The sequence below is a fragment of the Streptomyces sp. LE64 genome (genome assembly GCF_052606915.1).
In genome coordinates this window covers 4,587,628-4,600,424 of the sequence record NZ_CP199708.1, presented here as the reverse complement: position 1 = coordinate 4,600,424, position 12,797 = coordinate 4,587,628, and the positions used below count along the sequence as shown (strand labels likewise).

At 72.5% G+C, this 12,797-nt stretch carries 12 protein-coding genes; 7 read left to right on the top strand and 5 right to left on the bottom strand.

Features of this window, described 5'->3' with window-relative positions; all coding sequences use genetic code 11:
• Positions 1–48: 48 nt before the first annotated feature.
• A complete protein-coding gene (locus ACSMX9_RS20820; protein WP_445395932.1) occupies positions 49–1,161 on the bottom strand; it encodes a family 2 encapsulin nanocompartment cargo protein polyprenyl transferase in 1,113 nt (370 codons plus the stop codon).
• The gene (locus tag ACSMX9_RS20815) at positions 1,158–2,558 is read right to left on the bottom strand and encodes a family 2B encapsulin nanocompartment shell protein (RefSeq protein WP_445395930.1); all 1,401 of its coding nucleotides are present in this window, start codon (positions 2,556–2,558) and stop codon (positions 1,158–1,160) included. Before ACSMX9_RS20815 ends, ACSMX9_RS20820 begins: the two co-directional genes overlap by 4 nt.
• 338 nt (positions 2,559–2,896) lie before the next feature.
• Here ACSMX9_RS20815 and ACSMX9_RS20810 point away from each other — a divergent pair, with 338 nt between their 5' ends.
• Positions 2,897–3,130 carry a hypothetical protein gene (locus tag ACSMX9_RS20810; RefSeq protein ID WP_351240994.1) on the top strand — a complete coding sequence of 78 codons (234 nt, stop codon included), beginning with the start codon at positions 2,897–2,899 and terminating at the stop codon, positions 3,128–3,130.
• Positions 3,131–3,230: 100 nt separating this feature from the next.
• Positions 3,231–4,163 (top strand): 1-aminocyclopropane-1-carboxylate deaminase/D-cysteine desulfhydrase, encoded by a 933-nt coding sequence (locus ACSMX9_RS20805; protein ID WP_445395928.1) that lies wholly within the window; start codon positions 3,231–3,233, stop codon positions 4,161–4,163.
• Positions 4,164–4,171: 8 nt separating this feature from the next.
• On the opposite strand, the gene ACSMX9_RS20800 is transcribed toward ACSMX9_RS20805, so the two are convergent.
• Positions 4,172–5,770 carry a Na+/H+ antiporter gene (locus ACSMX9_RS20800; RefSeq protein WP_445395926.1) on the bottom strand — a complete coding sequence of 533 codons (1,599 nt, stop codon included), beginning with the start codon at positions 5,768–5,770 and terminating at the stop codon, positions 4,172–4,174.
• A gap of 110 nt (positions 5,771–5,880) precedes the next feature.
• Here ACSMX9_RS20800 and ACSMX9_RS20795 point away from each other — a divergent pair, with 110 nt between their 5' ends.
• The 3 genes from ACSMX9_RS20795 (at position 5,881) to ACSMX9_RS20785 (ending at position 7,955) form a co-directional block, all read left to right on the top strand.
• The gene (locus ACSMX9_RS20795) at positions 5,881–6,141 is read left to right on the top strand and encodes a UBP-type zinc finger domain-containing protein (protein WP_351240988.1); all 261 of its coding nucleotides are present in this window, start codon (positions 5,881–5,883) and stop codon (positions 6,139–6,141) included.
• 270 nt (positions 6,142–6,411) lie between these two features.
• Positions 6,412–6,825 (top strand): anti-sigma regulatory factor, encoded by a 414-nt coding sequence (locus ACSMX9_RS20790; protein ID WP_307661212.1) that lies wholly within the window; start codon positions 6,412–6,414, stop codon positions 6,823–6,825.
• Positions 6,822–7,955, top strand: a complete 1,134-nt coding sequence (locus ACSMX9_RS20785) for an RNA polymerase sigma factor SigF (RefSeq protein WP_366113765.1) — start codon at positions 6,822–6,824, stop codon at positions 7,953–7,955. The genes ACSMX9_RS20790 and ACSMX9_RS20785 overlap by 4 nt, the downstream gene beginning before the upstream one ends.
• Positions 7,956–8,134: 179 nt before the next feature.
• Here the strand turns inward: ACSMX9_RS20785 and ACSMX9_RS20780 are convergent, their stop codons facing one another.
• Complete coding sequence (locus tag ACSMX9_RS20780; RefSeq protein ID WP_445395924.1) at positions 8,135–8,584, bottom strand: hypothetical protein; 450 nt, start codon at positions 8,582–8,584, stop codon at positions 8,135–8,137.
• A 105-nt stretch (positions 8,585–8,689) separates the two neighbouring features.
• Here ACSMX9_RS20780 and ACSMX9_RS20775 point away from each other — a divergent pair, with 105 nt between their 5' ends.
• Together ACSMX9_RS20775 and ACSMX9_RS20770 are read left to right on the top strand one after the other, a co-directional pair.
• Positions 8,690–9,664 (top strand): diacylglycerol/lipid kinase family protein, encoded by a 975-nt coding sequence (locus ACSMX9_RS20775; RefSeq protein WP_351248041.1) that lies wholly within the window; start codon positions 8,690–8,692, stop codon positions 9,662–9,664.
• Between the two features lie 319 nt (positions 9,665–9,983).
• A complete protein-coding gene (locus ACSMX9_RS20770; protein WP_007491230.1) occupies positions 9,984–10,241 on the top strand; it encodes a WhiB family transcriptional regulator in 258 nt (85 codons plus the stop codon).
• A gap of 293 nt (positions 10,242–10,534) precedes the next feature.
• On the opposite strand, the gene ACSMX9_RS20765 is transcribed toward ACSMX9_RS20770, so the two are convergent.
• The gene (locus ACSMX9_RS20765; protein ID WP_445395922.1) at positions 10,535–12,754 is read right to left on the bottom strand and encodes an NADP-dependent isocitrate dehydrogenase; all 2,220 of its coding nucleotides are present in this window, start codon (positions 12,752–12,754) and stop codon (positions 10,535–10,537) included.
• Between the last annotated feature and the right edge of the window lie 43 nt (positions 12,755–12,797).

Sequence of the window (12,797 nt, the reverse complement as noted above, 5' to 3'; positions counted from 1 at the left end):
TGAACCCCAGGCCGGATGACGGAGGGTCATGCGGGGCGGGCAACACGGCTACGCCGAGCGGCGGGTGACGAATTCGGCCAGGGACAGCAACTCGCCGGCGGACTCCGGCCCGGGCAGCGCCCGCGCCAGCGACTGCACCGCGCGCCCCATCCGGTCCGCGGCCTGGTGCTGCGCCCAGTCCCGGCCGCCCGCCGCCTCCACCGCGTGCACCAGGCGGGCCAGGTCGTCGGGGCCGGTGGACCCGGCGGGGGCGGCGTACAGTTCGGCGAGTTCGGCGCCCGCCGCGGTGCCCGAGCAGAGCGCGGCGACCACCGGGAAGGACTTCTTGCGGACCAACAGGTCCGCCCCGGCGGGCTTCCCGGTGCGCCGGGGGTCGCCCCAGATCCCGATCACGTCGTCGATCAGCTGGAAGGCCAGGCCGGCCTCCCGGCCGAAGGCGTCGAGCGCGGCCACCGCCTCCTCCTCCGCCCCCGCGTACAGCGCGCCCATGGCGCAGGCGCAGCCCAGCAGCGCACCGGTCTTGGCCTCAGCCGTGGCGATGCAGTCGGCGAGCGTCACCTCGCCCGGGTTCCGCCGTTCCAGCGCGGTGTCGGTCTGCTGCCCCGCGCACAGTTCGACCACGCAGCCGGCGAGCAGGGCCGCCGCCCGCGCCGCCGCCGGGTGCGGGTCCTCGGCGAGCAGCCGTGCGGCCACCGCGGCGAGGGCGTCGCCGGTGAGGATCGCGTCCGGCACGCCGAACACCGTCCAGGCGGTGGGCCGGTGCCGGCGGGTGGTGTCACGGTCCATCACGTCGTCGTGCAAGAGGGTGAAGTTGTGGGTGAGCTCCACGGCCGCCGCGGGCCGCACCGCCTCCTGCGGACGGCCGCCGAACGCCCGCACCGCGGCCATGACCAGGGCCGGACGGACGGCCTTGCCGGCGTTGCCCGTGGCGGGGGTGCCGTCCGCCCGCTCCCAGCCGAAGTGGTAGCGGGCCACCCGGCGCAGCGGGCCGGGCATGGCGTCCACGGCCCGGCGCAGTTCCGGGTCGACGTCGGCCCGCGCCCCCTCCAGCAGCGCGGTCGCCTCGTCGTCGGCGCCCGTCGATGGCGGCGCGGGGGACGGCACGGCCGGTGCGGCGAGGGTGTCGGCTCCGTTCCCGGGTGCCGGGCCGGTGCGGGTCACCGCCGGCGGCCGATCTCGACGTTCTCCAGGACGCCCAGTGCGTCCGGGACGAGGACCGCGGCCGAGTAGTAGGAGGTGACGAGGTAGGAGGTGACCGCCTGCCGGTCGATGCCCATGAACCGCACCGACAGGCTCGGTTCGATCTCGTCGGGGATGCCCGGTTGGCGCAGCCCGACGACGCCCTGGTCGTCCTCGCCGGTGCGCAGGCACAGGATGGAGGTGGTCCGGGCGGCGGTGACCGGGATCTTGTCGCAGGGGAACAGCGGGACCCCGCGCCAGGTCATGATCCGGGTCCCCTCGACGTCCACCGTGTCGGGGACCAGCCCGCGCGCGTTGCACTCGCGGCCGAACGCCGCGATCGCGCCCGGGTGGGCGAGGAACAGCTTGGAACCGCGCCGGCGGCTGAGGAGTTCGTCCAGGTCGTCGGGGGTGGGCGCACCCTCGTGCGGCTGGATGCGCTGCTCGTAGGCGCAGTTGTGGAGGAGGCCGAACTCCCGGTCGTTGACCATCTCGTGCTCCTGGCGCTCCTTGAGCGCCTCCACGGTGAGCCTGAGTTGGTGTTCGGTCTGGTCCATGGGACGGCCGTAGAGGTCCGCGACCCGGGTGTGGACCCGCAGGATCGTCTGGGCCACGCTCAACTCGTACTCGCGGGGGGCAGGTTCGTAGTCGACGAAGGTGCCCGGCAGCCTGGCTTCGCCGACGTGGCCGGAGGAGAGGTCGATCTCGCGTTCGCCGTACCGGTTGGCGTGCCGTTCGGGTGCGGCCCGGAGGGAGTCGAGGTGGGCGCGGAGCGAGTCGCTGCGGTCGACGACCCCGCGGAACGCCGACCGGGACAGGACGAGGACGGTGCAGTGGGTGGCGGCCCGGACGGTGTGCTCCCAGATGGTGTCCGACGCGGTCAGCACCTGCTCGCCGAAGTACGCGCCGTCGGCGAGGACGTCGAGGACGGCGTCGTCGCCGTAGGGGCCGGCGCCGATCCGCTCGACGCGGCCGTGGGCGAGGAGGAACACCTCGTCGGACGGGTTCCCGAAGGAGGTGAGCAGGTCACCGGGGGCGTAGCTGCGCTGTTCGCAGCGGTCGGCCAGGTCCGCGAGCACGCCCTCGTCGGCGTAGTCCCGCAGGGCGGGCAGTTCGCGGAGTTCGGCGGGGACGACCCGGACGTCTTCGCCGGTCTGCACGAAGGTGACCCGGCCGTCGCCCACCGCGTAGCTCAGCCGGCGGTTCACCCGGTACGCGCCGCCCTGCACGTCGACCCAGGGCAGCATGCGCAGCAGCCACCGGGCGCTGACCTCCTGCATCTGCGGAGCCGACTTGGTGGTGGTGGCCAGGTTCCGCGCGGCCGCGGTGCCGAGGCTCCGCTGCGGCTGTTCGCTGCGGACCTCTTCGCCTACCGACATGCTTCTTGCCCTCCCACACGCGTGCACCGATCTGCGGGAGGAGCCTTTCAGCACCGAGGACCCCGGTGCCATCACACAAAAGAGCGGGATTGGAAGCCGCCGTTCGGGGCATGCTCCGGGTTTTTGCCGAACCGTTCCGTCACCCGTTCCTCCCCGGCCGTCGGTCAAGCCGGCGCCACGCCCCCGCCCGATCGGGTGAGTCGGGGTCCGCAGGGCAGGTGTGGGAACTCCAAGATCCCGGTACGCGTTCTCCTGATGCGCGTACCTAGGACGACATCAGCGGACGACCAACAGGCTCACCAGCCGCAGAGCGGCACGACGAACGGAAGTGGTTCACGATGGCGGGATTCCTCGACCGCGCCCGGGAGCAGGTCCAGCAGGGACTCACCCAGGGCAAGCAGAAGCTCGACGAGGTGCAGGCGCAGCGCGCCGGATCGGACCTGCTGAAGCGGCTCGGTGCGGCGTACTACGCGGAGCGGCGCGGCACCGGCACCCCGGAGGCGACCCAGCGCGCGGTGCAGGAGCTGGAGCAGCACATCGCCGTGCACGGGGACGGGGTGCTGCGGCACTGATCGACGCTGGCGGGACGGGCGGGGCCGGGCCGCGGGGCCCGCTCCCCGGCTCGGCCGCGGTCCCGGGCCGGTGCGCCGTGCGGTGCGGGAGAATGTGCAGGTGACAGGGGCGAGCGGAGAAGCGGGTACCGGGGTGGAACGCCTGGGCCCCCGGTTGCCCTCGCCGCTGGAGGAGCTGCGGGACGCGCGCTTCCTGGCCCGGGGCGTACGGCTCGCGCTGAAGCGGGACGACCTCATCCATCCCGAGCTGGTGGGCAACAAGTGGCGCAAGCTGGCGCCCAACCTCGCGACGGCGGGTGACCGCACCGTGGTCACCTTCGGCGGCGCCTACTCCAACCACCTGCGGGCCACCGCCGCCGCCGGGCGGTTGCTCGGGGTGCCCACCATCGGGGTGGTGCGCGGTGAGGAGCTGGCCGGGCGCCCCCTGAACCCCTCGCTGGCCCGGTGCGCGTCGGAGGGCATGCGGCTGCGGTTCGTGGACCGCGCGACCTACCGCCGTGCGTCCGAGCCGGAGATGGTCGCCGCGCTGCTGACCGAGTTCGGCCTCGGCCCCGACGGGGCGTGCGTGATCCCGGAGGGCGGCAGCAACGCCGCTGCCGTGCGCGGGTGCGTGGCGCTCGGCGAGGAGTTGCGGGGACGGGCGGACGTGATCGCGGTGGCCTGCGGCACCGGGGGCACGCTCGCCGGGCTCGCCGCGGGGCTGGGCCCCCGGCAACGGGCCCTCGGCATACCGGTGGTGGGCGGCGGGTTCCTCGCCGGGGCCACCACTGCGCTCCAGCACGCGGCGTTCGGCGGGCCGCGCGGCCGTTGGTCCCTGGACGAACGGTTCCACTGCGGCGGGTACGCCCGGGTCCCCGCGCACCTGCGGGCCTTCGCCGCGGACTTCGAGCAGCGGCACGGGCTGGCGGTGGAGCGCCTGTACGTCGCCAAGCTGCTGTGGGCGCTGCTGTCGCTCACCGAGGAGGGGGCCTTCCCCTCGGGCACCCGGTTGGTCGCGGTGGTCACCGGTCGTCCCGGTCCCGAAGCCGTGTGACGGGGCGCTCAGTCGGCCTCCTCCCGGTACACCGCCGCCTCCTCCAGGTCCAGCCGGCGCAGCAGGGTGCGCATCAGCTCGTCGTCGATCGCCCGGGCGTCCCGGAGCCGGACGAAGACGTCCCGCTCGGCGGCGATCATCTCGCGGGTCAGTCTGCGGTAGGTGCCGTCGACCGACTCGCCGGTGACGGGGTTGGGCGAGCCGAGCCGTTCCCAGACGGCGTTGCGGCGTCGCTCCAGCACCAGCCGCAACCGGTCCACGAGGGGTTCGGGCAGGGCGTTGCGCGGGTCGCGCAGGAGTTCCGCCAGGCGTTCGTCGGCCGCCCGTGAGGCGGCGTTCTGCGCCTCGGCCTCGGCGAGGGTGCGGGCCTGCGGGCTCGGCCCCGGCAGCTTCAGCAGCCGGATCAGGCCGGGCAGGGTCAGCCCCTGGACCACGAGCGTGCCGATCACGGTGGTGAAGGTCAGGAACAGGATCAGGTTGCGGGCGGGGAACGGTCCTCCCCCGTGCACGGTGAGCGGGATGGAGAAGGCGATGGCCAGGGACACCACCCCGCGCATCCCCGCCCAGCTCACCACCAGCGGGCGTCGCCAGTCGGTGTCCGACTCGCGGGCCCTGATCCGGGGCGAGAGCCACAGCGGGAGGTAGGTGGCGGGGTAGCACCACACGAAGCGGACGAGCACCACCAGCACGAACAGCACCAGCGCGTACCAGGCCGCGTCCGGCCCGCCGACCGGCCCGAGTCCCCGCAGGACGACCGGTAGTTGGAGGCCGATCAGCGCGAACACCGCGGACTCCAGGATGAACGACACCATCCGCCACACGGCGGCCTCCTGGAGCCGGGTCTCGAAGTCGACCTGCCAGGCCCGGTGCCCCAGGTAGAGGCCGACGACGACCACGGCGAGCACCCCGGACGCGCCCAGCTGCTCGGCCGCCGCGTACGCCACGAACGGGATGAGCAGCGACAGGGTGTTCTGGAGCAGCGGCTCTTGCAGGTGGGTGCGCAGCCAGTGCAGCGGAACCATCAGGACCAGCCCGACGCCGACCCCGCCGACCGCGGCCAGCAGGAACTCGTGGACGCCGCCGGCCCAGCTCATGCCCTCCCCCACCGCGGCCGCGAGGGCGACCTTGAAGGCGGTGATCGCGGTGGCGTCGTTCACCAGCGACTCGCCCTGGAGGATGGTGGTGATCCGGGACGGCAGGCCCACCCGCCGGGCTACGGCCGTGGCCGCCACCGCGTCGGGCGGTGCGATCACCGCTCCCAGCACCAGGGCGGCCGTCAGCGGCAGCCCCGGCAGGAGCAGGTAGGCCAGCCATCCCACGGCGACGGTGGCGAAGAGGACGTACCCCACCGACAGCAGCGCGACCGGACGCAGGTTGGCCCGCAGGTCGAGGTACGAACTCTCCAGCGCGGCCAGGTGCAGCAGCGGCGGGAGCAGCAGCGGCAGCACGACGTGCGGGTCGAGGGTGAACTCGGGGACGCCGGGGACGTAGGCGGCGATCAGTCCGACGGTGACCAGCAGCAGGGGCGCGGGCACCGGGGTGCGGCGCGCCGCACCCGCCACCGCGGTGCTCGCCGCGACCAGTCCGACCACCGACAGCGCGTCCATGACGGTCCCCTCTCGTCCGGCTCCCCGGCCGGCGCCGGTCCTCGGCGACCGGTCCGGGCCGTACCGCACGGTCCCCCACGGGGCCGGGCGGATCAGTAACCTGGGCCAGCATGAAGGAGTGCACGCACGTTTCGGCGTTGCCCCAGCCGGAACCGGAACCCTTGAGTCGGACCTGTCTGGGCTGTCTGGCCGCGGGGACCAACCCGGTGCAGTTGCGGATCTGCCTCGACTGCGGCCACGTGGGCTGTTGCGACTCCTCGCCGCTGCGGCACGCGACGGGGCACTACGAGGAGACCGGGCATCCGGTGATGCGGACGTTCGAGCCCGGCGAGCGGTGGCGCTGGTGCTTCGTCGACTGCGTCCTCGTGTGACGAGCGCCCGGTCGACGGTTCGGTGGGCGGAGCCGTGGGTACGACACCCCGACGCGCCGTGCCGGGCGGCCGGACCGTCACCGCATCGGTATCCACCCACCCCTACCGACTGTGCGTACCGATGTGTTTACGATGAGTGATGCCGAGGGGCGGGGTCCCCGGGACACCCGCGCCGTGAGCGCGATAGCGTCACCGCTGCACCATGTTGCGCGTTACCCGGGGGGTGCTCCCCCGGAGCCCCGAAGAGCTTGTACCACCTTGGAGGTGAGGGTGTCCCAGATCGCAGGAGAGCCCGGGACCCAGGACTTCGTGGAAGTCCGGCTGCCGGCTGCGGGTGCCTACCTGTCGGTGCTGCGGACGGCGACGGCCGGCCTCGCGGCGCGTTTGGACTTCACCCTCGACGAGATCGAGGACCTCCGCATCGCCGTGGACGAGGCGTGCGCGATCCTGCTCCAGCAGGCCGTGCCCGGCTCCGTCCTCAGCTGTGTGTTCCGACTCGTGGACGACTCCCTGGAAGTCACCGTCTCGGCGCCGACCACCGACGGCCGCGCGCCGGAGCGCGACACCTTCGCCTGGACGGTGTTGTCGGCCCTCGCGGGCAAGGTCGACTCGACCGTGGCCGAGGACCGGACCGTGTCGATCAGCCTCTACAAACAACGCGGCGCGGGACCCGGTCCGGCGTGAGGAACGGGGACGGACCGGTGCGGGACGAGGGACACGACACACCGGGACCGCCCGCCGGGGGCACGGGCGGCCGACCCGCCCCGCGCACGCCGGGCGGCATCCCCGAACAGCAGGCCAGGCCGCATCCCGAGGACGGCACCGACGGAACTCGGGAGCCGGTCGGGCGGCCGGGGCCGGCGACGGCGCCGGACCCTGCCGCCGGGTTGGAGCAGGCACAGCCGGGCGCTCCCGGCACCGCGGACGCACGCGAGTCGTCGTCCGGCCGGGGCGGGCGACCGGGGGCACCTCCCAGCGGGAGCTGGGGGAGGGCGGGAAGCATGAGCGAACACGAGCGCGACGTGAGCGGACCCGGCGCCGGTCGGGGCCGGCACGATCCGCGCGACCGGAGCGCGGCGCGGGCGATGTTCGTCACGCTGCGCGGGCTGCCGGACGGCAGCCCGGAGTACGCGGAGCTGCGCAACCGGCTGGTCCGGATGCACCTGCCGCTCGTGGAGCACCTGGCCCGACGGTTCCGCAACCGGGGCGAGCCGCTGGACGACCTGACGCAGGTCGCCACGATCGGGTTGATCAAGTCGGTGGACCGGTTCGACCCGGAACGGGGCGTCGAGTTCTCCACCTACGCCACGCCGACCGTGGTCGGGGAGATCAAGCGCCACTTCCGGGACAAGGGCTGGGCGGTGCGCGTCCCGCGACGGCTCCAGGAACTGCGGCTGGCGCTCACCACGGCGACCGCCGAGCTGTCCCAGTTGCACGGGCGCTCCCCCACCGTGCACGAACTGGCCGAGAAGCTGGCGATCTCCGAGGAGGAGGTGCTGGAGGGGCTGGAGTCGGCGAACGCGTACTCCACGCTCTCCCTGGACGTCCCGGACACGGACGACGAGTCGCCCGCGGTCGCCGACACCCTGGGCGCGGAGGACGAGGCCCTGGAGGGCGTCGAGTACCGCGAGTCCCTGAAGCCGCTGCTGGAGGACCTGCCGCCGCGCGAGAAGCGCATCCTGCTGCTGAGGTTCTTCGGCAACATGACCCAGTCGCAGATCGCCCAGGAGGTCGGCATCTCCCAGATGCACGTCTCCCGCCTGCTGGCCCGCACCCTGGCCCAATTGCGCGAGAAGCTCCTCGTCGAGGAGTGAGCCCGCGGTATGCATGACGGCGCCCCGAACCGTACTCGGTTCGGGGCGCCGTCATGCATACCGCGAGTGCTCCGGCGTGCGGGGGCGCAGGCGTGGCGTTCCGGATGGCGCGCAAGCCCGGCGCACCTCTCGGCGAGCGCGCCCCTGGCCGGGGTGCGCGACCGCTCGGGCGCCGTGCGCTACGTCCCGCTGCCGGGAGGCGTGATGCCCAGGGCCTCGGTCGCCTCCACGTTGACCAGGAGGACCAGGGTGGTCACCGCCGCCACCCCGAGGGCGATGCCGCCCGGGATCAGCATGCTGTCGGCCTGGAGCAGGGTCCAGGCCACCGGGAGGGCGACCAACTGGGTCATGAGCGCGGGGCCGCGGCTCCAGCTCCGCAGGGCCAGCAGGCCGCGGGCGGCGATCAGCGGCAGCGCGGCGAGCGCCACCAGCGTCAGCCCGGCCATCGCGGCCTGTCCTGCGCTGCCGGACCCGGTCAGCCCGCGGACCAGCACGTAGACCCCGCCGACGACGAGTGCGACACCCTCCAGTCCGGTCAGGGCGGCGGCTGCGGTCAACCGTCCGGGGCGGGGGCCCGCGGGGGCCTCTTCGGGGCGTGCGCCCGGGGCGGACTTCTGCTCAGCACTCACCCCAGCAGAGTAGCCCGCGCCGGGTGGGCGGGGGCCGGGCGGGACGCCGGGACGGCGCCGCCCCGGGGTGGGGGGCGCCTCGCCGCGCTGGGTACCCTGCATGACATGCGCGCACTCCTCGTGGTCAACCCGGCAGCTACCACCACGAGCGCGCGTACGCGTGACGTCCTGATCCACGCGCTGGCGAGCGAGATGAAGCTGGAAGCGGTGACCACCGAGTACCGCGGGCACGCCCGGGACCTGGCGCGGCGGGCGGCCCGGGACGGCGAGGTCGACCTGGTGGTCGCGCTCGGCGGTGACGGCACCGTCAACGAGGTGGTGAACGGCCTCCTCGGGGACGACGAACAGCCGCCCGCCCCGGAGCGCACGCCCCGGCTCGCGGTGGTCCCCGGCGGCTCGACCAATGTCTTCGCGCGGGCACTCGGTCTGCCGAACGACGCCGTGGAGGCGACGGGCGCGCTGTTGAGCGCGATCGAGCAGGGGAGCGAGCGCACGGTGGGGCTGGGTCGCGCCGTCGGCACTCCGGGCAGCGCGGACGAGGCGGTTCCGGGGCGCTGGTTCACTTTCTGTGCCGGCCTGGGATTCGACGCCGGGGTGATCGGACGGGTCGAGCAGCAGCGCGAGTTGGGAAAGCGTTCGACCCACGCGCTGTATCTGCGCCAGGTGTTGCGGCATTTCCTCGGAGCGGACCGCCGACACGGTTCCATCACCTTGGAACAGCCGGGTGGAGAACCAGTGGAAGATCTTCTCGTCTCCATAGTCTGCAATACCGCTCCGTGGACCTACCTCGGCAATCGCCCGGTCTACGCGGCACCGAAGGCATCGTTCGACACCGGACTGGACGTGCTCGGGCTGAGCCGGCTGACGACCCCCGCCGTCGCCCGCTACGCCACACAATTGGTCACTTCGTCCCCCCAGCGCGGCCCTCACGGCAAGCACGCGACCAGCCTTCACGACCTCCATGAGTTCACCTTGCATTCGAAGGTTCCGCTCCCCCTCCAGATGGACGGAGACCACCTGGGACTGCGCACGAGCGTGACGTTCCTAGGCGTAGACCGTGCACTGCGTGTGATTGTGTGAGCGGAACGTGCGAAAGTCCTTGCACTCGAACGTTTAGGCAAGGATCCACCCCATGGAAGTACGGCTGTGACCTAGTCGACACCGAGGAATCAAAAAAAACTTTCCAGAAGGGGTTGTATCCGCAGCTGAGGTTTGCGAGTCTCTACGTGGCGCTCAGGACGGGCCGCACCACCGGCCCCCACCAAGAGCCCGAATCCCTCCTCGAACCCTTGGACCGCCCCGGGTCACTTTCCGGTGTAGGCCCTTCCCGTGTCGGGGGATTCGTGAAAGCGTTCACATTCACAAGCACACTGAAGTAGCACCAAGAGAGGTAGCAGCCATGGACTGGCGTCACAACGCCGTTTGCCGCGAGGAAGACCCCGAGCTGTTCTTCCCCATCGGCAACACCGGTCCCGCGCTGCTGCAGATCGAGGAAGCCAAGGCCGTCTGCCGCCGCTGCCCCGTCATCGAGCAGTGTTTGCAGTGGGCACTCGAGTCCGGCCAGGACTCGGGCGTCTGGGGTGGCCTGAGCGAGGACGAGCGCCGCGCAATGAAGCGCCGCGCCGCCCGCAACCGGGCTCGACAGGCCACCGCCTGACGCCCAGCCACCCGTACGGGCCGTGGCACCGGCGGCGCGCACAGCGCGTGCGCAACTCCCGCCTCCCGAGCCGCAGCGCGTCATCCCGCAGTGTTCTTCCGTCGAGCCCCGGAACCGGCCAGGTTCCGGGGCTCGCGTGATGGCGGCCGTCACGACCCCTTCGGTGGTCGTGACGGCCGCCTCGTCGTGTCCGGGCCCCCGCGGTCCGTACGGCGGACGGCCCCGCCGGGCCTGAGCCGGGCGGGGCCGCACCTGGACCTGCTCCCCGGGGTGACACCCCGGGAACGGAACGGTCAGCCGAGGGAGGCGATCGCCTCGTTGAAGGTCTTCGACGGACGCATCACGGCCGCCGCCTTCGCCGGGTCGGGCTGGTAGTAGCCGCCGATGTCGGCCGGCTTGCCCTGGACCGCGATCAGCTCGTCGACGATCGTCTGCTCACCGGCGGTCAGCGCCTCGGCCAGCGGACCGAACGCCTTGGCCAGACCCGCGTCCTCGGTCTGCTTGGCCAGCTCCTGCGCCCAGTACAGCGACAGGTAGAAGTGGCTGCCCCGGTTGTCGATGCCGCCCACGCGGCGGGTCGGCGACTTGTCCTCGTTGAGGAAGGTGGCCGTGGCCCGGTCGAGGGTGTCGGCGAGGACCTGGGCCCGCGCGTTGCCGGCGACCTGCGCCAGGTGCTCGAAGCTGGCCGCGAGGGCGAAGAACTCGCCCAGGCTGTCCCAGCGCAGGTAGTCCTCCTTGACCAGCTGCTGGACGTGCTTGGGGGCGGAGCCGCCGGCGCCCGTCTCGAAGAGGCCGCCGCCCGCCATCAGCGGGACGACCGACAGCATCTTGGCGCTGGTGCCCAGCTCCAGGATCGGGAAGAGGTCGGTCAGGTAGTCGCGCAGCACGTTGCCGGTGACGGAGATGGTGTTCTCGCCGCGGCGGATGCGCTCCACGGAGAGCTTGGTCGCCTCGACCGGGGAGAGCACCCGGATGTCCAGGCCCTCGGTGTCGTGCTCCGGCAGGTACGCGTTGACCTTCTCGATCAGCACGGCGTCGTGGGCGCGGGTGCCGTCCAGCCAGAACACCGCCGGGTCGCCGGTGGCGCGGGCGCGGGTGACGGCGAGCTTGACCCAGTCGCGGACCGGGGCGTCCTTGGTCTGGCAGGCGCGGAAGACGTCGCCGGCGGCGACGGCCTGCTCCAGGACGACGTTGCCCTGCTCGTCGACGAGGCGGACCGTGCCCGCGGTCGCCACCTCGAAGGTCTTGTCGTGGCTGCCGTACTCCTCGGCCTTCTGCGCCATCAGGCCGACGTTGGGCACCGAGCCCATGGTGGCCGGGTCGAAGGCGCCGTTGGCGCGGCAGTCGTCGATGACGACCTGGTAGACGCCGGAGTAGCTGCTGTCGGGCAGCACGGCGAGGGTGTCGGCCTCCTGGCCGTCCGGGCCCCACATGTGGCCGGAGGTGCGGATCATGGCCGGCATGGAGGCGTCGACGATGACGTCGGACGGGACGTGCAGGTTGGTGATGCCCTTGTCGGAGTCGACCATCGCCAGCGCCGGACCCTCGGCGAGCTCGGCGTCGAAGGACGCCTTGATCGCGGCGCCCTCGGGCAGCGCCTCCAAGCCCTTCAGGATGCCGCCCAGGCCGTCGTTGGGGGACAGGCCGGCGGCGGCGAGCGCAGCGCCGTACTGGGCGAAGGTCTTCGGGAAGAAGGCGCGCACGACGTGACCGAAGACGATCGGGTCGGAGACCTTCATCATGGTCGCCTTGAGGTGCACGGAGAACAGCACGCCCTCGGCCTTGGCCCGGGCGACCTGCGCCGTCAGGAACTCGCGCAGCGCGGCGACGCGGAGCACCGAGGCGTCGACGACCTCGCCGGCCAGGACGGGCACCGACTCGCGCAGCACGGTGGTGGAACCGTCCTCGCCCAGCAGCTCGATGCGCAGCGAACCGGCCTCGGCGATCACGGTGGACTTCTCGGTGGAGCGGAAGTCGTTCTCGCCCATGGTCGCGACGTTGGTCTTGGACTCGGGGGTCCAGGCGCCCATGCGGTGCGGGTGGGTCTTGGCGTAGTTCTTCACCGAGGCGGGGGCGCGGCGGTCGGAGTTGCCCTCGCGCAGCACCGGGTTCACGGCGCTGCCCTTGACCTTGTCGTAGCGGGCGCGGATCTCGCGCTCCTCGTCGGTCTTCGGGTCGTCCGGGTAGTCCGGCAGTGCGTAGCCCTGCTGCTGGAGCTCGGCGACGGCCGCCTTCAGCTGCGGGATGGAGGCCGAGATGTTGGGCAGCTTGATGATGTTGGCTTCGGGCTTCTTGGCGAGCGCGCCGAGCTCGGCGAGCGCGTCGTCGATGCGCTGGGACTCTTCGAGGTGCTCGGGGAAGCTGGCGATGATCCGCCCGGCCAGAGAGATGTCACGGCTCTCGACACTGATCCCGGCCGTCGCGGCGTACGCCCGGACCACCGGCAGGAAGGAGTGCGTCGCCAGGGCCGGAGCCTCGTCAGTGTGGGTGTAGATGATGGTCGAGTCAGTCACCGTTGCTCCCTTTCACGTCTGCATTGTCTCGACATCAAGATAT